General features: G+C 66.8%; 16 protein-coding genes and 1 pseudogene. 5 read left to right on the top strand and 12 right to left on the bottom strand.

All coding sequences use genetic code 11. From position 1 onward, the window contains the following. Positions 1-78: 78 nt before the first annotated feature. A complete protein-coding gene (locus ACQY5K_RS00980; protein WP_428119246.1) occupies positions 79-4,449 on the top strand; it encodes a choice-of-anchor R domain-containing protein in 4,371 nt (1,456 codons plus the stop codon). Between the two features lie 248 nt (positions 4,450-4,697). Here ACQY5K_RS00980 and ACQY5K_RS00975 read toward each other — a convergent pair whose 3' ends face one another. Continuing rightward, entirely contained in the window at positions 4,698-4,877 is a 180-nt protein-coding gene (locus tag ACQY5K_RS00975; protein WP_428119234.1) for a hypothetical protein, read from the bottom strand. Between the two features lie 42 nt (positions 4,878-4,919). On the opposite strand from ACQY5K_RS00975, the gene ACQY5K_RS00970 reads away from it, so the two are divergent. Then, entirely contained in the window at positions 4,920-5,069 is a 150-nt protein-coding gene (locus ACQY5K_RS00970) for a hypothetical protein (protein WP_428119232.1), read from the top strand. A gap of 625 nt (positions 5,070-5,694) precedes the next feature. On the opposite strand, the gene ACQY5K_RS00965 is transcribed toward ACQY5K_RS00970, so the two are convergent. The 4 genes and pseudogenes from ACQY5K_RS00965 to ACQY5K_RS00950 form a co-directional block, all read right to left on the bottom strand. Then, positions 5,695-5,838, bottom strand: a complete 144-nt coding sequence (locus tag ACQY5K_RS00965; protein ID WP_428119244.1) for a hypothetical protein — start codon at positions 5,836-5,838, stop codon at positions 5,695-5,697. A gap of 40 nt (positions 5,839-5,878) precedes the next feature. Further along, entirely contained in the window at positions 5,879-6,298 is a 420-nt protein-coding gene (locus tag ACQY5K_RS00960; protein ID WP_428119242.1) for a transposase, read from the bottom strand. Between the two features lie 28 nt (positions 6,299-6,326). Next, positions 6,327-6,560 (bottom strand): annotated as a pseudogene (locus tag ACQY5K_RS00955) (transposase); the annotation flags it as partial. A 322-nt stretch (positions 6,561-6,882) separates the two neighbouring features. Continuing rightward, positions 6,883-7,473, bottom strand: coding sequence for an enoyl-CoA hydratase-related protein (locus ACQY5K_RS00950; RefSeq protein WP_428119240.1), 591 nt, complete (start codon positions 7,471-7,473; stop codon positions 6,883-6,885). Positions 7,474-7,482: 9 nt separating this feature from the next. On the opposite strand from ACQY5K_RS00950, the gene ACQY5K_RS00945 reads away from it, so the two are divergent. Beyond that, positions 7,483-7,890, top strand: coding sequence for an AAA family ATPase (locus ACQY5K_RS00945; RefSeq protein ID WP_428119238.1), 408 nt, complete (start codon positions 7,483-7,485; stop codon positions 7,888-7,890). A gap of 168 nt (positions 7,891-8,058) precedes the next feature. Continuing rightward, complete coding sequence (locus tag ACQY5K_RS00940) at positions 8,059-13,119, top strand: fibronectin type III domain-containing protein (protein ID WP_428119236.1); 5,061 nt, start codon at positions 8,059-8,061, stop codon at positions 13,117-13,119. Positions 13,120-13,366: 247 nt separating this feature from the next. On the opposite strand, the gene ACQY5K_RS00935 is transcribed toward ACQY5K_RS00940, so the two are convergent. Then, the gene (locus ACQY5K_RS00935) at positions 13,367-13,546 is read right to left on the bottom strand and encodes a hypothetical protein (protein ID WP_428119234.1); all 180 of its coding nucleotides are present in this window, start codon (positions 13,544-13,546) and stop codon (positions 13,367-13,369) included. A 42-nt stretch (positions 13,547-13,588) separates the two neighbouring features. Between ACQY5K_RS00935 and ACQY5K_RS00930 the strand changes: the two genes are divergently transcribed. Then, entirely contained in the window at positions 13,589-13,738 is a 150-nt protein-coding gene (locus tag ACQY5K_RS00930) for a hypothetical protein (RefSeq protein WP_428119232.1), read from the top strand. Positions 13,739-14,165: 427 nt separating this feature from the next. On the opposite strand, the gene ACQY5K_RS00925 is transcribed toward ACQY5K_RS00930, so the two are convergent. The 6 genes from ACQY5K_RS00925 to ACQY5K_RS00900 form a co-directional block, all read right to left on the bottom strand. After that, complete coding sequence (locus ACQY5K_RS00925) at positions 14,166-14,948, bottom strand: IS5 family transposase (protein WP_428119230.1); 783 nt, start codon at positions 14,946-14,948, stop codon at positions 14,166-14,168. 111 nt (positions 14,949-15,059) lie between these two features. Continuing rightward, complete coding sequence (locus tag ACQY5K_RS00920; RefSeq protein WP_428119229.1) at positions 15,060-15,857, bottom strand: hypothetical protein; 798 nt, start codon at positions 15,855-15,857, stop codon at positions 15,060-15,062. A 30-nt stretch (positions 15,858-15,887) separates the two neighbouring features. Next, complete coding sequence (locus ACQY5K_RS00915; RefSeq protein WP_428119227.1) at positions 15,888-16,838, bottom strand: BsuBI/PstI family type II restriction endonuclease; 951 nt, start codon at positions 16,836-16,838, stop codon at positions 15,888-15,890. After that, positions 16,835-18,370 carry an Eco57I restriction-modification methylase domain-containing protein gene (locus ACQY5K_RS00910; RefSeq protein WP_428119225.1) on the bottom strand — a complete coding sequence of 512 codons (1,536 nt, stop codon included), beginning with the start codon at positions 18,368-18,370 and terminating at the stop codon, positions 16,835-16,837. The genes ACQY5K_RS00915 and ACQY5K_RS00910 overlap by 4 nt, the downstream gene beginning before the upstream one ends. A gap of 99 nt (positions 18,371-18,469) precedes the next feature. Further along, the gene (gene lipA / locus ACQY5K_RS00905) at positions 18,470-20,131 is read right to left on the bottom strand and encodes a lipoyl synthase (protein ID WP_428119223.1); all 1,662 of its coding nucleotides are present in this window, start codon (positions 20,129-20,131) and stop codon (positions 18,470-18,472) included. A 47-nt stretch (positions 20,132-20,178) separates the two neighbouring features. Continuing rightward, complete coding sequence (locus ACQY5K_RS00900) at positions 20,179-21,519, bottom strand: dihydrolipoamide acetyltransferase family protein (protein ID WP_428119221.1); 1,341 nt, start codon at positions 21,517-21,519, stop codon at positions 20,179-20,181. Between the last annotated feature and the right edge of the window lie 19 nt (positions 21,520-21,538).

Below are 21,538 nucleotides of genomic sequence, written 5' to 3'. Positions count from 1 at the left end.
AGACTCCCCCCCCCCCCCCGATCTTGCCGTCGGCGAGCCGATCGGGCTGCGGGACGGCTCGAAGCCGCCGCTGTCGCGGTGACTTCGGCCGTCCGCGACGGCCGCGTCCGGCTGCGTCGGCCGATGCGTGCGCTGGCTGTGTTCGTGCTGCTGGTCACGGCGCTGGCTGTGGCCACGCCCCTGTCCCAGGCGCAGACGCAGACGCCGGCGAAGCTGGTGTCGAACGCCGGCCAGGCTCGTCATACAGGCGACAACAATGCTTTCCAGGCGCAGAGCTTCACGACTGGGAGCAACACCGGCGGATACACGCTGTCCGATGTCCGCATCCATCTGGCCGCTTTGGCTGAGAATTCGACGACGGTGGTCAAGATCCGGGAGAACAACACCACCAACGAGCCAGGCAGCAACCGGCCAGGCGGTGTGGTCGCCACGCTCGCGAACCCGGCCACCCTCACCGCTAACTCCGTGAACATCTTCACGGCGCCGACGAACACCACTCTTTCGGCGTCGACGGTCTACTGGGTGTCCGTCAACGACGGTGTCACTGGAATCAGCGCGAGCTTCAGTCGAACGAAGAGCTTGGCTCAGACGGGTCTGACGGGCTGGACCATCGCCGATAAACAGTTATCGTGGATCACCTTGCTCAGCGATTGGCTTTCGCAGCGCCTGAAGATGTCCATGCAGCTCCAAGGCTACGCGAATTCGCCGTCGGTGAAGCTGGTGTCGAACGCCGGCCAGGCTCGTCATACAGGCGACAACAATGCTTTCCAGGCGCAGAGCTTCACGACTGGGAGCAACACCGGCGGATACACGCTGTCCGATGTCCGCATCCATCTGGCCGCTTTGGCTGAGAATTCGACGACGGTGGTCAAGATCCGGGAGAACAACACCACCAACGAGCTAGGCAGCAACCGGCCAGGCGGTGTGGTCGCCACGCTCGCGAACCCGGCCACCCTCACCGCTAACTCCGTGAACATCTTCACGGCGCCGACGAACACCACTCTTTCGGCGTCGACGGTCTACTGGGTGTCCGTCAACGACGGTGTCACTGGAATCAGCGCGAGCTTCAGTCGAACGAAGAGCTTGGCTCAGACGGGTCTGACGGGCTGGACCATCGCCGATAAACAGTTATCGTGGTTCAGCTTGCTCAGCGATTGGCTTTCGCAGCGCCTGAAGATGTCCATGCAGCTCCAAGGCTACGCGAACAGCCCGCCCGCCACCACCACGACGACCACGACGACCACGACGACCACGACCACGACCGCGCCTGCCAACAGTGCGCCGGTGTTCGCGGCTGCTTCGTTGACGCGCAGTGTTGCGGAGAACACCGCGGCGAACACGAATGTGGGGGCGGCTGTTGCGGCGGCGACCGACGCCGACAGCGGCGACACGTTGATGTATTCGATGGAGGGCACCGACAGCGCCTCGTTCAGCTTCGATGCGGCGACGCGGCAGATCAAGACCAGGTCGGGTGTGTCTTATGACTTTGAGACCAAGGCCAGTTATTCGGTGACGATCAGGGTCTCTGACGGGACGGCCAGCGACACGTTGGCGGTCACTATCAACTTGACTGATCTGGCTGAGCAGCCGGCGACACCGGCTGCGCCGTCGGTGTCGGCTACGTCGGGTTCGACGACGAGCGTGGACGTGGCCTGGACTGCGCCGGGCCGTAACGGGGGCCCCGCGCTGACCGGCTATGAGGTCCAGTACCGGGCCGGTTCCAGCGGTGTGTTCAGGTCGTGGTCGCATTCGGGGACGTCGGTGTCTGCGACGATCACCGGGCTGACCGCGAATACCGGCTATGAGGTGCAGGTACGGGCCCTCAACGGGGAGACGCCGAGCGGTTGGTCGCCGTCGGGCACGGGCCGCACCAACTCGCCGACCAACAGGGCGCCGGTGTTCGCGGCTGCTTCGTTGACGCGCAGTCTCGCGGAGAACACCGCCGCTAACACGAATGTGGGGGCGGTGGTTCCCGCGGCGACCGACGCCGACAGCGGCGACACGTTGACGTATTCGATGGAGGGTGCCGACTCCGCCTCGTTCAGCTTCGATGCGGCGACGCGGCGTATCAAGACGAAGTCGGGCGTGAATTATGACTTCGAGATCAAGAACAGCTATTCGGTGACGATCAAGGTCTCCGACGGCACGGCCAGCGGCACGGTGGCGGTCACTATCGCCCTCACCGACGCGGCCGAGGCGCCGTCGCGGCCTGTCGCGCCGGCGGTGTCGGCTACGTCGGGTTCGACGACGAGCCTGGAGGTGGCCTGGAGCGCGCCGGGCCGCGACGGGGGCCCCGCGCTGGTCGGCTACGGCGTCCAGTATCGGGCGGGTTCGAGCGGTGTGTTCAGGTCGTGGTCGCATTCGGGCACGTCCACCTCGGCGACGATCACGGGGCTGAGCGCCGGCACCGGCTATGAGGTGCAGGTGCAGGCTCTCAACGGGGAGACGCCCAGCGGTTGGTCGCCGTCGGGCTCGGGCCGCACCAGCGCGCCCGCCAACAGCGCGCCCGCCAGCAGGCCACCCGCCAGCAGGCCGCCCGCCGCCAGCCCGCCCACCCGCAGCGTGCCGTTCTTCCCGGTGCCCGACACCGATGGCGGCGGCGGCAGGGCCAGGCCGAGTCTTGTGGATTTTGAGTGGACGGTGGAACATGACATCGAGAGCCTCGACGGCGGTCAGGGCCGGCCGACGGGTTCGTGGTCCGACGGTGCCGTTTTCTGGATCGCCGACAGCGACGGCGACGGCGAGGTGTACGCCTATGGCCTGGCCATGGGCGAGCGGGTCGAGGGGAGCGAGTTCGTGCTCGACGACGCGAACCGCGCCCCTCGCGGCTTGTGGTCCCGGACGGGGATTGCCTGGGTGTCCGACAGCGGCCGGGACCGTGTCTTTGTCTATGACCTCGACAGCGGCGACCGCCTCGCCGAGCGCGAGATCGTGCTCGGCCGGGCCAACGGCGATGTGCGCGGCATCTGGTCCGACGGCGGGACCTTGTGGGTGCTGGACCGGGCGCGGGCGCTTTTCGCCTATGACCTGTCGGGCGGGCAGCTGCTCGCGCGCTACCTGCTCGACCGCGCCAACAGCGATCCCCGCGACCTGTGGTCCGACGGTGTCACTGTCTGGGTCTCCGACCATGGCGCCGAGCGTCTGTTCGCCTACCGGCTGCCCGTCGTGCCCGCGCAGCCGGGCGCGGTCAGCGCCGCGCAGGCCGACAGCGGCGAGCCCCGGCTTCTCGAGCGTGTCCCTCGTGAGGAGTTCGGGGAGCTTTCCGGCGCCGGCAACAGCAGTCCTAGCGGGATCTGGTCCGACGGCGACGTCATGTACGTCGTCGACGAAAGGGACCGCCGCGTCTACACCTACAACATGCCCGACGCCATCGACGCGCGCCTCGCCGCGCTCTGGCTCAGCGGCGTCGACTTCGGCGGGTTCGACCGCGACCGCACCGACTATGTCGCCGTCGCCGAGGGCGTGACCGAGACCGTCGTGACCGCCGAAGCGACACAGCGCCGCGCCGATGTCGAGATCAAGCCCGGCGACAGCGACGCCGACGGCGCCAACGGCCACCAGGTCGCGCTCGGCGGCCTCGCGCAGATCACCGTCACGGTGACCTCCGCCGACGCCAGCCGCACCAAGACCTACCGTGTGGCCTTCTTCGCTGTGCCCGCGGACGTCGACGCGCCCGGGCTGCACCTGGCCGGCGCACACCCGTGGGTGGCATCGGACTGCTCCGGCGACGTGCCGATCATCGTGGCCTCCGACGCCGACGCGCAGTCCGACATCTACTCAGCAGTCACCCTGGCAGGGATCATCGGCACGGACTGTGTGGTGCTCGCCGGCGCCCGCGGGGCGTCCATGCCCCAAAGCCAGGCCGCGCGGCTCGCCGCAGCAGCACACGGCGGCTATGTCGTCGGCGGCGAAGCAGCGGTGCCCCCCGCCAAGCTCGCCGACCGCGATATGTCACGAATCTGGGGCGGCAACCGGTGGACGACTGCGCAGAAGGTCGGCGATCAAGCGATCCGACTGGCCGGAGGCACTCCCGCGGAGGCGTCTGCTGCCCAACCGGCGCCTCTGCCCGCAGACGTCGGCGCGCCCGGGCTGCACCTGGCCGGCGCACAGCCATGGGTGGCGTCGGACTGCTCCGGGGACACGCCCATCGTGGTGGCCTCCGACGCCATGGCACAATCCGACATCTACTCAGCAGTCACCCTCGCAGGGATCATCGGCACCGACTGCGTGATACTGGCCGGCGCACGCGAAGCGGCCATGCCCCACAGCCAAGCGACACGGCTGGCCGCAGCAGCACACGGCGGCTACGTCGTCGGCGGCCCAACAGCAGTGCCCGCCGCCAAAATCGCCGACCGTCACAACATCACCCGCATCGCCGGCCCGAACCGCTGGCAAACCGCCCAAAAAGTCGGACACCAAGCACGCACACTCACCAACAGCACCCAATAAACCGCCGTCACAGCCGCACAGGAACACCCCCAGTGCGCTGCGCACCGACGCCACGCCGGCCTGGACCGGGTTTCCCGGCTTGAAGTCTTGTCAGGGAGCGTACGCCAGCATCACGATTCGCTCTGAGGCCGATGCGGCACCGTCGAATCTCGCGGCTTCAGCTCGGACACGGTTCGAGCTGCTGGGCGGCGTGGAACTGTCGTTGTCCCCACGTGAGCCGATGCGCGAAATGTTGCTTTGAGGGCAGCTCAGTCTTCGACATGCAGACCCAACGCCACGGCAAGTTCGGTCACGAAGGCCAAGCCGTTGCCGACGCTGAGGTCTGCGTGAACGATGTCTGTGTTGAACCAGTCGTGGCCTCGTCCGTCGCTGTCGTAGATGATTGCCGTATGCCCAGCTTGTTCGACGATGGCCAGCAGTATCCGCATCGGCTCACGTGCGCGGTCAGCGGCGACTTCAACTTGTCGTGAGTGCCAGATGAATCCGGCGGCCGGTTGCCCGCCGATCGATGCCCGAGTCCGCTGCTGCGCCCATCTGCGTGCGCACCCACAGTGCTGTGGGGGACCGGCAATGAGCTGCTCACGCCCGATCCCGTAGTGGTCGAGTTGGTCGTCGCGTAGGTCTATGACGCGAAGGCCTGTCAGGCATGTGACACGGCGCAGGCACCGACCACGCAGATCTGTGCGCCGAATGGTTGCAGTTGCACCCCCAGACATCGTGCAAGGCGCTCTCCAGCAGCGCACCTACGTGGTTCTGTGCCAGATAGACGTGGGGGATCGGCTGGCCGTCGGTGACGGGAAGTGGGCTGAATCGGCTGTCGCCGACCCCTGTGCTGTTGAAGACCTCGGCGTGGCGCGACACGTTGAACCACGATGTCCCAGCCGGTCATCCCAGCGTCTTGCAGGACAGAGATCACCGGCTGCCAGTGTGCACGGAACTCAAGTGCCTCATCGAGCAGGACGGCCGGAATGTGAGTCCCGCCGTTCACTGTGACGGCCAGCACTTCGCCTCGCTTGCCGGCCCGCTGGATCTGTTTGTGCACGGTGTTCACAGGCCGCCCATGCGCTGGGCGAGTTGCTTGACAGTGAATGCCCCGCTGTCGAGCAAGCTCTGTCGAGCGGCATGCACACGGTGGGCGTTGAGGATGCCGGCTTCCATGTTGGGTCACAGATACCGAAGCACTATTGGTGACAGCTATGACACACGATGCGGCGCTCGGGGGTCGATGTGCTTGTTACCGAGTGGCTATGGCTCGCGGAGCGGATCGTCGTAGGTGAGCAGTTCGACGGCGCTGACGGCCGTGATGTGCACGTCGAGGGCGAACCGGTGGGTGCCCGCATGGACGACGTAGAGGTGGTTGAGGTCCAAGTCGGTCAGGGCGCTGCGCATCGAGCGAGTCACCGAGCGACGGCGAACTCCATCGGGACTGTCAGAAACTCGAGCCTTCGCGAATTTGTGGGATTGGGGCTGCTGGGCTCGGCGGGGTTCGTGTCAGGAGGAGTCCGCGGGCTTCGAAGTTGGTGTAGTTGGTGATGCCGTGGGCTTTGCGGCGCAGGACTTGGAGCAGGTTGTTGGTTCGGTCGATGCGGCCGTTGGGGCGCCGTCCCGTTTGGTGCCAGTCGAGGATCTGGTGGTGCCAGGCGAGGAAGGTGTCGACGGTGTCGCTGAACTCGGGGATCTGCGCGGTGCGGTAGATGTCCGCGAACCGGTCGAGTGCTTCGAGGGCGCCTTTGCGCTCGGCGGCGTCGAGCTTGTCGGGCCGGCGCATCAGCAAGAACCGCGCCCCGAACACTTCGGGGTCGAACGCCGGCTCGGAGCCCTCGGGGCGGCGCTGCACGTCGCGGCGCACTGCTGAGAGGCCCGGCGGCGAACCATCTGATCACGTGGAACCTGTCCAGCACATGGCGGGCGTGGCCGAGGCGCACTTCGATGGCTGCCTTGTACGCCGCCGAGCCGTCGCACACCACGACCTTCACGCCACGGCACCATTTGTGCCCCTGAGCAGCCAAAACCCCCGACAGCGCCTGGGCGCTGCGGTGGGGCGCCATGGCGAGCACCTCGCCGGCGTCGCGGTTCGCCAGCACCGTCACGTACCGGTGCCGTTCGCGGATCGAGGTCCCCGTCCACCACCAGCACCCGGCACCTCTGGCGACGGCGGCGGCCGGCGACCAGGCCTGCCCAGGCCACCACCAGCGCGTTGGCCAGCCTCCAGCTCAGCGCGTGGCGGCGAGCTGCGGCGTTGACCGTCATCGCCCGCGCGTCGGCCACCAGCCGCTCAGGCGCGTCGACGACCACCCCCAGCACTCTGACGCGCGGCAGCCACAGCCGCACCGACACAACATCACGCCTCATCGACGCCCTCCAAGGTACGGCGCCTGTAAACACCGATCCCCCCAGGGCCTCGACCCCTACAAACGGACCCTCAACCCACCCTCAACCCGCAAAACGACGAAGGGCCAACAACGTGCCCAGCAGCTGGCTGGTGCGAAGGCCCATGTTCTCGAACGCCTGGTTGACGAGCAGCTTGTTGAGCGCCAGCTGATTCGCTGGGATATGCGCGAGCTTGCGTGCAAATGCCTCGACACGGTCGCCGAGCTCTTCAGGCGGGTAGACGTAGGCGACGAGCCCGATGCGGTGGGCGGTCTCGGCGTCGATGGCGTCGCCCGACAGCAAGAACTGCTTGGCGTGCTCGAGGCCTAGCCGATACACCCACATCATCGTGGTGGGCGTGCCGTAGATGCGTGAGGGGGCATAGCCGATATATGCGTCCGAGGCCATGAACAGCAGGTCACAGCACAGGATCATGTCGGTGGCCCCGCCGATCGCCCAACCATGGATCTGCCCGAGCACCGGCTTGGGGCACTCCCAGATCTTCATGAACCGCTTCACGTTGTGGCCCATGAACTGCCAGTCCCGGACAGGGTCCCAGGCACCCTCGCGCGGCTTGGGACCAGGAGCGCCGTAGGGGCTGCCCCACGAGTCGTACGGCTCCTCGGAGCCGGAACCGGAGCCGCTCGTCGTCACGGCGTTCGAGTGATCGACCTTGACCAACCAGCGGTACGCGATGCAGTGTCGTGCGACCCCGCGACCTTCGTCTCGGGGCCCGCGCCCGTATGCATCGACGAATTCCAGAAAGCACCCGTGGTTCTCGATGCCATCAAGGCCGAGCTGAATCGGAACCTTGCGCCAGGGCGGTTCGTGATCACGGGATCGACGAGATTCGACGCCTTGCCGACTGCGGCGCAGGCACTGACCGGCCGCATTCACATCGTCGATGTTCTGCCGTTCTCGCAGGGCGAGACGACAGCTCATTGGCGGACACACGACGGCCAAGAGGCCGGCTTGGTCATCGAGCGCGTCGACGGGTCCGTCGTCGCCCTCGTAGTCCAGAGGTGGTCGGCCGCGGTAACGTCCGTCATTGATGCACAGGTCTTTGACTGAAGGTGTTGCGGTGAGCCAAGCGGTGAACGACTCGTCTCATACGTCCTCTATGAGCCGAAGGCAGACCGGCTCGACGGCGTGAGACTCCCCCCCCCCCCCCCCCCCCCCCGATCTCGCCGGGAGCGAGCCGATCGGGCTGCGGGACGGCTCGAAGCCGCCGCTGTCGCGGTGACTTCGGCCGTCCGCGACGGCCACGTCCGGCTGCGTCGGCCGATGCGTGCGCTGGCTGTGTTCGTGCTGCTGGTCACGGCGCTGGCTGTGGCCACGCCCCTGTCCCAGGCGCAGACGCCGACGGCGGTGACGCTGGTGTCGAACGCTGCGAGTTCTATTGACGGCCGCAGCGCCACTTTCCAGGCGCAGAGCTTCACGACGGGGAGCACCACCGGCGGGTACACGCTGTCTGAGGTCCGTGTTCATCTGAGCGCAGATCAAAACAGGAATTTGGCGCCGGCGGTCAAGATCCGGGAGAACAACGCCAGCAACCAGCCAGGCGATGTGGTCGCTGTGCTCACGAACCCGGCCACCCTCACCAAGGATGCGTTTAATACTTTCACGGCGCCGGCGAACACCACCCTTTCGGCGTCGACGGCCTACTGGGTGTACGTCAACGACGGCGTCACCGTATCCAGCAACCGAGGAACGTTCAGTCGTACGAACAGCAATTCTGAGACGGGTCTGGCGGGCTGGACCATCGCCAATACACGGCAATACAGGTTTAACGAGGACGCTTCTTGGACTTCGTCCGACCAGGCGCTGGTGATGGAGGTCAAGGGTTACGCGACCGCCACCACGACCACGACGACGACCACGACGACCACGACCGCGCCTGCCAACAGGGCGCCGAGGTTCGGCGTAGTCGCGTATGGGCGCCGTATTCTGGAGAACACCGCGGCGAACGCGCATGTGGGGCCGCCGGTTCCTGTGGCGACCGACGCGGACGGTGACACGTTGACGTATTCGATGGTGGGCACAGACAGCGTCTCGTTCACTTTCGATGCGGCGACGCGGCGTATCAAGACCAAGTCGGGTGTGTCCTATGACTTTGAGACCAAGGCCAGTTATTCGGTGACGATCAAGGCTTCCGACGGCACCGCCAGCGACACGGTGACGGTCACTATCACCTTGACTGATGTGGCTGAGCAGCCCGCGACACCGGCTGCGCCGTCGGTGTCGGCTACGTCGGGTTCGACGACGAGCCTGGACGTGGCCTGGACCGCGCCGGACCGCAACGGAGGACCCGCTCTGAGCGGCTACAGCGTCCAGTATCGGGCTGGTTCGAGCGGTGTGTTCAGGTCGTGGCCGCATTCGGGGACGTCGGTGTCGGCGACGATCACCGGGCTGAGCGCCAACACCAGCTATGAGGTGCAGGTACGGGCTCTCAACGGGGAGACGCCCAGTGCATGGTCGCCGTCGGGTACGGGCCGCACCAACTCGCCTGCAAACAGTGCGCCGGTGTTCGCGGCTGCTTCGTTGACGCGCAGTGTTGCGGAGAACACCGCCGCGAACACGAATGTGGGGGCGGTGGTTCCCGCGGCGACCGACGCGGACGGTGACACGTTGACGTATTCGATGGAGGGCGGGGACAGCGTCTCGTTCACTTTCGATGCGGCGACGCGGCAGATCAAGACCAGGTCGGGTGTGTCTTATGACTTCGAGAGCAACACGACCATCTTCTCGGTGACGATCAAGGCTTCCGACGGCACCGCCAGCGACACGGTGACGGTCACTATCACCTTGACTGATGTGGCTGAGCAGCCGGCGAGACCGGCGGCGCCGTCGGTGTCGGCTACGTCGGGTTCGACGACGAGTGTGGACGTGGCCTGGGGTGCGCCGGACCGCAACGGAGGCCCCGCGCTGACCGGCTACAGCGTGCAGTATCGGGCTGGTTCGAGCGGTGTGTTCAGGTCGTGGTCGCATTCGGGTACGTCGGTGTCGGCGACGATCACCGGGCTGACCGCGAATACCAGCTATCAAGTGCAGGTACGGGCTCTCAACGGGGAGACGCCCAGTGCATGGTCGCCGTCGGGCACGGGCCGCACCAACACGCCTGCCAACAGTGCGCCGGTGTTCGCGGCTGCTTCGTTGACGCGCAGTGTGGCGGAGAACACCGCCGCTAACACGAATGTGGGGGCGGCGGTTCCCGCGGCGACCGACGCCGACAGCGGCGACACGTTGACGTATTCGATGGAGGGCGCCGACTCCGCCTCGTTCAGCTTCGATGCGGCGACCCGGCGTATCAAGACCAGGTCGGGCGTGGTCTATGACTTTGAGACCAAGACGAGCTATTCGGTGACGATCAAGGCTTCCGACGGCACCGCCAGCGACACGGTGACGGTCACGATCACCTTGACTGATGTGGCCGAGCAGCCCGCGACACCGGCTGCGCCGTCGGTGTCGGCTACGTCGGGTTCGACGACGAGTGTGGACGTGGCCTGGACCGCGCCGGACCGCAACGGGGGCCCCGCGCTGGTCGGCTACGACGTCCAGTATCGGGCTGGTTCCAGCGGTGTGTTCAGGGCCTGGTCGCATTCGGGTACGTCGGTGTCTGCGACGATCACCGGGCTGACCGCCGACACCGGCTATCAGGTGCAGATACGGGCCCTCAACGGGGAGACGCCCAGCGGTTGGTCGCCGTCGGGCACGGGCCGCACCAACTCGCCGACCAACAGTGCGCCGGTGTTCGCGGCTGCTTCGTTGACGCGCAGCCTCGCGGAGAACACCGCCGCGAACACGAATGTGGGCCTAGCGGTTCCCGCGGCGACCGACGCCGACAGCGGCGACACGCTGACTTATTCGATGGAGGGCGCCGACTCCGCCTCGTTCAGCTTCGATGCGGCGACCCGGCGTATCAAGACCAGGTCGGGCGTGGTCTATGACTTTGAGACCAAGACGAGTTATTCGGTGACGATCAAGGCTTCCGACGGCACGGCCAGCGACACGGTGCCGGTCACTATCAACTTGACTGACGTGGCTGAGCAGCCGGCGACACCGGCGGCGCCGGTGGTGTCGGCGACGTCGGGTTCGACGACGAGCGTGGAGGTGGCCTGGGGTGCGCCGGGCCGCGACGGGGGCCCCGCGCTGGTCGGCTACGGCGTGCAGTACCGGGTGGGCTCCGCCGGTGTGTTCAGGTCGTGGTCGCATTCGGGCACGTCGGTGTCGGCGACGATCACGGGGCTGAGCGCCGGCACCGGCTATGAGGTGCAGGTGCGGGCTCTCAACGGGGACACGCCCAGCGGTTGGTCGCCGTCGGGCTCGGGCCGCACCAGCGCGCCCGCCAACAGCGCGCCCGCCAACAGCGCGCCCGCCAACAGCGCGCCCGCCGGCAGGGCGCCTGCCGGGGGCGTGCCGTATTTCCCGCCCGACGTCTATGTCGGCGGCGGCGGGCCCGGCCCGAGCACTGTGGACTATGAGTGGACGGTGAGCCACGACATCGAGGGCCTCGACGGGGGCCATGACGAGCCGACGGGTTCGTGGTCCGACGGGGTCACTTTGTGGATCGTCGACGACGGCTCCGGCGCGGACAACGAGGTGTACGCCTATGGCCTGGCCATGGGCGAGCGGGTCGAGGGGAGCGAGTTCGTGCTCGACGACGCGAACCGCGCCCCTCGCGGCTTGTGGTCCCAGACGGGGATTGCCTGGGTGTCCGACAGCGGCCGGGACCGTGTCTTTGTCTATGACCTCGACAGCGGCGACCGCCTCGCCGAGCGCGAGATCGCGTTGGATCAGGCCAACGGCGATGTGCGCGGCATCTGGTCCGACGGCGGGACCTTGTGGGTGCTCGACCGCGCGCGGGCGCTTTTCGCCTACGACCTGTCGAGCGGGCAGCTGCTCGCGCACCACCTGCTCGACCGCGCCAACAGCGATCCCCGCGACCTGTGGTCCGACGGCGTCACCGTCTGGGTCTCCGACCATGGCGCCGAGCGTCTGTTCGCATACCGGCTGCCCGTCGTGCCCGCGCAGCCGGGCGCGGTCAGCGCCGCGCAGGCCGACAGCGGCGAGCCGCGGCCGCTCGAGCGTGTCCCCCACGAGGAGTTCGGGGAGCTTTCCGGCGCCGGCAACAGCAGTCCTAGCGGGATCTGGTCCGACGGCGACGTCATGTACGTCGTCGACGACAGGGACCGCCGCGTCTACACCTACAACATGCCCGACGCCATCGACGCGCGCCTCGCCGCGCTCTGGCTCAGCGGCGTCGACTTCGGCGGGTTCGACCGCGACCGCACCGGCTATGTCGCCGTCGCCGGGCAGGGCGCGACCGAGACCGTCGTGACCGCCGAAGCGACACAGCGCCGCGCCGATGTCGAGATCAAGCCCGGCGACGCCGACGCCGCCGACGGCCACCAGGTCGCGCTCGGCGGCCTCGCGGCGATCACCGTCACGGTGACCTCCGCCGACGCCAGCCGCACCAAGACCTACCGTGTCGCCTTCTTCGCTGTGCCCGCGGACGCCGACGCGCCCGGGCTGCACCTCGCCGGCGCACACCCGTGGGTGGCATCGGACTGCTCCGGCGACGTGCCGATCATCGTGGCCTCCGACGCCGACGCGCAGTCCGACATCTATTCGGCGGTGACCCTGGCGGGGATCATCGGCACGGACTGTGTGGTGCTCGCCGGCGCCCGCGAAGCGTCCATGCCCCAAAGCCAAGCGACGCGGCTCGCCGCAGCAGCACACGGCGGCTACGTCGTCGGCGGCGAAGCAGCGGTGCCCCCCGCCAAGCTCGCCGACCGCGACATGTCACGAATCTGGGGCGGCAACCGATGGACGACCGCCCAAAAAATCGCCGACCAAGCAACCCGGCCGGCCCCAGGCACTCCCGCGGAGACACCCGCTGCCCAACCCGCGCCCCTGCCCGCGGACGTCGGCGCGCCCGGGCTGCACCTGGCCGGCGCACACCCATGGGTGGCATCGGACTGCTCCGGCGACACGCCCATCGTGGTGGCTTCGGATGCCATGGCACAATCCGACATCTACTCAGCAGTCACCCTCGCACGCATCATCGGCACCGACTGCGTGATACTGGCCGGCGCACGCGAAGCGGCCATGCCCCACAGCCAAGCGACACGGCTGGCCGCAGCAGCACACGGCGGCTACGTCATCGGCGGCCCAACAGCAGTACCCGCCGCCAAAATCGCCGACCGCCACAACATCACCCGCATCGCCGGCCCGAACCGCTGGCAAACCGCCCAAAAAGTCGGACACCAAGCACGCACACTCACCAACAGCACCCAATAAACCGCCGTCACAGCCGCACAGGAACACCCCAGTGCGCTGCGCACCGACGCCACGCCGGCCTGGACCGGGTTTCCCGGCTTGAAGTCTTGTCAGGGAGCGTACGCCAGCATCACGATTCGCTCTGAGGCCGATGCGGCACCGTCGAATCTCGCGGCTTCAGCTCGGACACGGTTCGAGCTGCTGGGCGGCGTGGAACTGTCGTTGTCCCCACGTGAGCCGATGCGCGAAATGTTGCTTTGAGGGCAGCTCAGTCTTCGACATGCAGACCCAACGCCACGGCAAGTTCGGTCACGAAGGCCAAGCCGTTGCCGACGCTGAGGTCTGCGTGAACGATGTCTGTGTTGAACCAGTCGTGGCCTCGTCCGTCGCTGTCGTAGATGATTGCCGTATGCCCAGCTTGTTCGACGATGGCCAGCAGTATCCGCATCGGCTCACGTGCGCGGTCAGCGGCGACTTCAACTTGTCGTGAGTGCCAGATGAATCCGGCGGCCGGTTGCCCGCCGATCGATGCCCGAGTCCGCTGCTGCGCCCATCTGCGTGCGCACCCACAGTGCTGTGGGGGACCGGCAATGAGCTGCTCACGCCCGATCCCGTAGTGGTCGAGTTGGTCGTCGCGTAGGTCTATGACGCGAAGGCCTGTCAGGCATGTGACACGGCGCAGGCATCGACCACGCAGATCTGTGCGCCGAATGGTTGCAGTTGCACCCCCAGACATCGTGCAAGGCGCTCTCCAGCAGCGCACCTACGTGGTTCTGTGCCAGATAGACGTGGGGGATCGGCTGGCCGTCGGTGGCGGGAAGTGGGCTGAATCGGCTGTCGCCGACCCCTGTGCTGTTGAAGACCTCGGCGTGGCGCGACACGTTGAACCACGATGTCCCAGCCGGTCATCCCAGCGTCTTGCAGGACAGAGATCACCGGCTGCCAGTGTGCACGGAACTCAAGTGCCTCATCGAGCAGGACGGCCGGAATGTGAGTCCCGCCGTTCACTGTGCCGGCCAGCACTTCGCCTCGCTTGCCGGACCGCTGGATCTGTTTGTGCACGGTGTTCACAGGCCGCCCATGCGCTGGGCGAGGCGGTGCTCGGTTCGCCGGTCGGTGTTTCGTCGTAGCTGCCCGAAGTTCGACAGCCACGAGTTGGTTCGCTCGACGGTCCAGCGCAGCCCCAGCGGGGCGTGTGCGGGCTCGGTGTGCGAGCCCGGTGTGGGACGGCGTTTGGGCGGGCGCTCGATGTCGGTGATGCCCAGCACGCCGGCGGCCCGGTCGACGCGGGTTCCGATGTAGCCGCGGTCGAGGTGGACGGTGTCGATGTCGTGGTGCAAGCCCCGGCGGGCGACCTCGGCGAGGGTGGGCTCGAACAGCATGATGTCGTTGCGGTTCGCGCCGTGTGCGGTCCACGCGACGGGTACGCCCGCCGCGTCGGTGCCCAGGGACCATTTCCAGCCCAGCTTGCGCCGGTCAACAGGGCTTTTGCCGGTGCCAGAGCCGCCGCAGGGGGCTTTGTGGGTGGACCCGTCGATGCACACATCGCCCAACCGCAGGCCCATGATGCGGTCCCACGCGGCGATCGCCTCGTCCGCGATCTGGTCGAACATTCCTGCTTGGACCCATTCGTCGCGCCGGGCGCGCAGCGTGGTGTCCGACACAGCCCCGTCGAGGATCATCTCCACGGTCTGCCACGAGCAGCCCGTCACCAGCCGGATGATGATCCCCCGCAGGCACAGCCGATCACAGATCCGAGGCCGATGACAGCCCAACGGATGCCGATCAGGCACCCTGGGCACCAACAGGCAGATCACCGCCCAGATGACATCCACCACTGCCTTGCTCAAAGCGCGCATGATGACACAGCACCTCCACCACGTCGTCGGTTGAAATCGCACCCGGCATCACAGCCGGACCAACACGACGACTGGTGGATGGTCACCTATCCGCGCATCCTCTTAGCCGGCGAGGGTGAGGCGGGCGACGAGGTCGGTGCCAAAACCGGTGAGGATGGCCAGGTAGAGCAGCCCGGTAGCAGCCATTACGGCTGCGTATTGGCGTTCTCGCAGCGCGGCCATGGCAACGGCCGCGAGCGCCACCGTCGTGATGGCGCACGCGGCCCAGAACCAGCCCAGCAGTCCGCCATAGCCATCGTCGATGCTGCCGGTGAACACAGCGATCATGCCCGTGGGCAACAACAGCAGCCCCACCTCGACGGGCCAGATCCCGCCGAGATGCCGTACCAATTCCCGCAGCGGTTCCCGGCGCAGTCCGGGCTGCACGAGGTACCAGTGACCCAGCAGCATCGAATCACTTACGGCACCCAAGAACGCGGCACCGACCACAACACGCCCGAGGTGGAGCGCAGGCGCGATGTCGCCGCTCGCACCGAGCCCTGCTGCCACCACACCCACCAAGCCCGCAAGCGGCGCTGCGATATCCCAGCGCGGATCGAAGCCCGCGATCGTGCGGGTCGTCCCGTCGGCGTCGTGTGTGGCTCGGTGGCGTCTGTCGGTGGGAAGTGCGGAGCGCACGAGCGAAGCACCCGCGCAGAGCGCCATGGCAATGCAGGCGAGGTCGCGCACCGCCGTCGGCTGGAACACGAAGCCGGTGACGGCTGCGAGGACCGCTATCGCCCCGTACAGCGAGCGCAGCAACCAGCCGTATCCGAGCCCGACTTCGCGTCGCCGGGTTGTCACCCATAAGTAGGCCAATCCCCCGGTTGCCCATTGGCACAACACCGTGGCCACATCCACGGGCGCACCCTCACCCACTACGGGCCAATCTCAGTCGTACGGACCCAAGAACTTGGATCCGTCGAAGTGAATGAGGTGGTCAGGCGATTCGGCAATCCAGACTTCGGTTTCCCATGCGATGTCTGCGACGTACTGACGAAAGGTTGCGCGATCTGAGAACGCTGTGACGAAGACGAGTTCGAGACGCGGAGATTGCAAGAGCTGGTCCATCTCGGCTCGGCGCTTCGGATCGATGGGTCCGTGAGATGTCACGGCCTCGACAACGACAAGCCACGACTCGTCCACATGCTCGACGATGACATCGGGCATCTTGCCGTGATGGGGAACACTGATACGAGCACGCACGAATGCGTTTTCGTCGTAGACCGCGAACTTCTCATCGGCATCGTCGATGTACCAAACGGCTCCTCCGGGAGTGAATCTTGGACAGAACCCTTGGATGATCTCCTTAATGGGGGGGTTCTGGCCTCCCGGCGACAGATCCACCGAAGTGCCGTCAGGCAAACGCACTGGGATGCGACGCAGTCGGCGCTGGCGCTCAAGCTGGTCGGCGAGCGTCCCTACCCGCTCGAGATAGGTGGCCAGTCGTTCTGACCAAGCGTCGGTGCCGTGCGCCTTGGCCAACGTCCAGGCAATGCCGTTGACCCGGTAGGCCGTCTTGCCGCTGTTGGTGGGGCGGTCGGGATCGTCGGGGTTCTTTGTAGCCAAACCGGCTGCGCAGAACTGGTGAATTGTCTGCCGTCGAACCGTCTCGCGGGTATTGGGCGCATAGTCCTTGCCGTAGTGGACGCGCATGAACTTCATCATCTCGGTGATGCCCCGCAGCGGGGTGTTCGCCGCCGCCCACGGCATGTCGGGCTGCACGTCAAAAAGCGCGAGGAAGGCAAGTGCACAGCGCTCGTTGCTCTGCGCAGGAGGGAATCCGAGTTCCGTGAGAATCCACTGCGCCTCGGAGATGCGCCGGGTGATCTGGTGGTTCACCGGACACCTTCGAGAGCCGGGACGTGGCGTTCCACCAGCAAGTCCGTGGCTGCCTGCTCGAAATTAGCTGAGCGTGCCTCGGCACCCAAGGCCAGGAGGGATTGAACGTCCGGATACCGAAGCGACTCCAAGTCGGCAGCGTTCACTTGAGTGTGCCCGTTGAACTGCCGGAAGAACAGGTCGACAATCGTCGAGTTGAGGTAGGCCGCCAATCCCCATGCGAGATCGCGTTCCATGCCTCGGTTCGAGACGTGCAGCACGTTGACGTGATTCTCCATGGCGACGACATCGCTCGGCAGATCCAAGGATTCCAGCACGGCCGCGACTACCCGTCGGCGTTCCTCTTTCGATGAGAAACGTTTGACCAGCACGTACTCACCCGAAGGCAGGAACATGCCTTTGGTTGTTGGCAACACCGCAATCGCGCACGGCTTGGAGCTGGATTCACCCGGCCAGTTGATCCTGCCTCGCCGCAAGTGTCCGGGGTAGATCAACGGGATCGCGTCGTCGTCGCAGTCTTCACGCAGGTGCTCGCGCGACCGAAAGTCCACCACTCGGCCTGTCGAGGCGGTGACACCCAATCCTGCCAGCGTCTGCGGGAGGCCTCCTAGGTGCTCCGCCAGCACGACGCTCGCGCGGTCCTCGGGTATGCGAATAAAGAGCCGTGGATCCTTCGGATGGACGACGGAGTCGGCGCTGACTTCATGCCGGCGGGGTTCGTCAAGGCCCGAACCCGAACTGACGGCGATCTGCACCGGGGGGCGCTGAGCGGACCGAACGATCCTGAAGATGATGTTCTCTTGAAGCACCGCGCCGTCGCGAAATGCGGTGTCGCGGGATTCGAAGACGTGGATGTCCCGTAGCGCACAGGCATCCAGCAGGGCCTGCCGGAATGGCTTGAAGTACGACCCGTTGCAGAAACTCCGCGGGGTGATCGCGACCAGCTGGCCACCGGGAACGAGCAAGCGGCTAGCGAGCCAGACAAAGGCCGAATACAGGTTGCTCGTGCGAACACCAAGACGCCGAAGCCGCTCATGAGTCGCCGAAGCTGTGCGCAGCTTGCCGTATGGCGGGTTCATGATGACGAGATCGAACGGCAGACGTTCTCGCTGGAACATCTCTGGCGCTGCTTGGGCCGCAGCCCATGTCAAGAAATCCGAATGCTCGACACGACCCTGAACTGAAGGCATTACATCGCAGCAGTCACTGAGGGTCGTTTCGAGACCTTCCACCAGGTGATCATCAACTTCCACGGCCGTCACGTCCAGCGAGCACTGCCAGCCCTCGCTGGCCGCTCGTTCAACTAGCGCAGCCGAGAGTGACCCGACACCGGCACCAGGGTCCAGAACGCGTACGCGTCCCTCCGGCGGTTCGAACATGTCGGCCAGCAGTCTCGCTATCGGAGCGGGCGTGAAGTACTGCCCAAGCTCTGCGCGACTCTCATCGTTCAGCCCCTCGGCCTGCGCGGTGCGGCGCTGCTCGGCACGCGTCAGCGGTCCGGCCGCGAGCAGATCATCGATAACTGCCGCCACACGTCCTCACCAAGCAAGTCGAGTTCGAAACCTGTCGGCAGCATAGGTAAGTCCAGGGTTCGCTACGCGGAACGTTTCGGGGTGTTTGAGACGGGTGCTCTACGCCGGCACGTGATGTCGGCTTGGTCCGAGCTGCACGGCCGACGCGGACTCGCCGGCGTGGTAGCTCGAACGTGTCAGAGGGCTCGATTCCACGTGGGCAATGCCCAACGACTCACCGACGTCGCGCCAACGGTCGAAGGCCTCCGGAGCGACCCAGCGAGCGACTGGAATGTGGTGGCTCGTCGGGCGCAGATACTGGCCGATCGTCACGATCTGCACACCGATCGCGGCAAGGTCGGCCAGCGTGCCGTCCACCTCGTGGTCGTGCTCGCCCATGCCGACGATGATGCCGGACTTGGTGGTGTGACCCGCGGCGGCGCTGCGCGCCAGCACGGCGAGGCTGCGGGCGTACCCAGCCGACGGTCGGACAGCGCGCTGGAGCCGCGGCACCGTCTCGATGTTGTGGTTGAGGATGTCGGGGCCCGCATCGAGGACAACCTGAAGCGATGCAGGGTCGCCGCTGAAGTCTGGTACCAGCACTTCGACCCCAGTCGAAGGCGAACGCAGTTTGATGGCCGTAATGGTCCTTGCGAACGCTGCCGCGCCGCCGTCGGCGAGGTCGTCGCGAGCGACCGCTGTCACCACTGCGTGGGTCAAGCCCATCTGTGCGACCGCGTCGGCGACGCGGCGCGGCTCGTCGATGTCAACCGCGATCGGACGGCGTGTGTCCACCAGGCAGAACCCGCAGGCCCGGGTGCATCGCTCGCCGTTGATCATGAACGTTGCGGTGCCTGCACCCCAGCACTCGAAGATGTTCGGACAGCCCGCCTCCTCGCAGACCGTCACGAGGTCGTGCTCTCGCATCACCTTGCGCAGCCGCAGGTAGCCCGCGTTCGCGTCCATACGAGCTCGCAGCCACGGCGGCTTGCGCTCGGCGAGGCCGATGCCGCCGTATACACCGACTTCGGCCAGCCGCGCCCGGCTGCGAGGGGCTGGCATCGGCACGCTGCCAGGACCCAGACCGCGGCTGAACGCGCTGAGATCGCTCGGCCGATGTCGCCAGGCCACGTCGGCCCGCTCGTATCCGCACTCGCCCCATTTCTTCGCTGCGGCGCCAGTAACAGCGTCGACGACGCGGCGCATCGTGGCGCTGTTCCCCTCAGCGCGCAGCGAGGTGGGTGCGAAATCACGGATGCCGCAGGGAATGATCCGCTCGAACCACTCGAGATCAGGCTCGACGTTGAGGGCAAAGCCGTGCATGGTGCGGCCGCGGCGGAGGCGCACTCCGATCGCCGCGATCTTGCGCGGTGTGCCGTCGAGGTCGACCCACACGCCCGGATAGCCGCGCAACCGACCGCAGCCCGCCAGCCCGATGGCGGCCAGCGCGTCGATGAGCACCTGCTCGAGATCGTTGACGTAGGCAGCCGTCTCGGCCAGACCGCCGCCGCGGCGCCCGCGCAGTGTCAGGATCGGGTAGCCGGTGAGTTGGCCGGGTCCGTGATAGGTGACGTCGCCGCCTCGCTCGATGCGCTCGTAGTCAGCGCCGACCTCGACCGGATCGACCAGCAGGTTGGACTGGTCCGCATTCGGTCCGGCGGTGAAGACGTGATCGTGTTCGAGCAGCAGGAGATGGTCGTGGGTGCCGTGGCTGAAGAGCCGGCGCTGCAGGTCCAGCGCTTCGCGGTAGCGAACCCGCCCGAGCCAGCGGACTCGCAGCATCTATCGCCCTCGTTTCGCAACGCCGGTCGGCGCAGCCGGGGCGCGCCTCACAGCTCGGCACCCCAGTCGTGGTCTTCCAGCATTCGCTTGATGTGACCCAAAAAGCCCGCTGCGTAGCTGCCGTCGAAGGCCCGGTGGTCCCACCCCATCGCGAGGTGCCCGACCGAGTGCACCACGATGCCCTCGTTGCCGAAGCGGTCGCTCACCACGACCGGCCGCCGCGCCACGCCGTCGGTGGACAGCACTGCGACCTGGGGCTGGTTGATGATCGCAGCCGTGGTGTAGGTGCCGAACGAGCCGTTGTTCGAGATTGTGAACGTGCCACCTGAGATGTCGTCAGGTCCGAGTCGGCGCTCGCGGGCACGCTGGGCCAGTTCGTTCATGGAGCGGGCGATGCCGCGCACGCTGAGCGAGTCGGCGTCTCGCAGCACGGGGACGATCAGGCCGTCGTAGTCCAAGTCGACCGCGACGCCGACATTGCGGCGGCGGTGTATCCGCAGCCCGCCGTCGGACACCGATGCATTCAGGCGTGGCCAGTGCCCCAACGCGTCGACCACCGAGGCCACGATGAACGGCAGGTAGGTCAGGCTGTAGCCCTCGGCCGCCCGCCATGGATCACGATGGGCCCGTCGCACCTGCTCGACGTTCTCGTAGTCGACCTCCATGACCGTGAGCGCATGCGGCGAGATCGACACCGACCGCACCATGTGCTCGCCGGTCCGTCTGCGGATGTTGTTGAAGGGCTCGAAACGCGAGTCGCCGTCGGTCCATTCGGCTGCTGACGCAGCGGCAACGGGGGCAGGCACCACTGGCCGCGTCGGCGTCGGTGCGTCCGCGGCAGGCGACGAAACGGGTGCAGATGGGCCGTCCCGCAGACCCGTACGGCCGAGTTCGTCGATGGCATCGAGAACGTCGGCCCGGGTGATGCGCCCGCCGACGCCCGTTCCGACGAGTGTGGCCGCATCCAGATTGTGCTCACGTACCAGTCGTCGCACGACCGGTGACAGCAGTCGTCCGTGGCGGTCGTCCGCGAGGTCGTCGGACGCAAGCTCGGGGGGTGTAACAGCGGGTACAGCGGCTGGCGGCGGCGCTTGTTGTTCGGTTGCCGCCGGTGCGGGTGCGGCCCCGACCGCGTCGGGCACCGGCGCGTCGTGCGACACCTCGACGATCGCGAGCACCGTGCCCACGTCGATCGTTTCGCCCTCGGGCACCAGAATCTCTGTAATCACCCCTGCCATCGGCGAGGGCACCTCGCTGTCCACCTTGTCGGTGGAGACCTCGTACAGCAGCTCGTCGACTGTGATGGCATCGCCCACGCCCTTGAACCAGCGGGTGATCGTGCCCTCGGTGACCGTCTCGCCAAGCTGCGGCAGCACCAAGTCAGCCATCGAACGGCCTCGTTCGCGG

The organism is Candidatus Poriferisodalis sp. (assembly GCF_965262965.1).
Lineage (GTDB): Bacteria > Actinomycetota > Acidimicrobiia > Acidimicrobiales > Poriferisodalaceae > Poriferisodalis.
The sequence above is the reverse complement of the archived record's forward strand: the minus strand, read 5'-3'. Positions and strand labels throughout refer to the sequence as shown.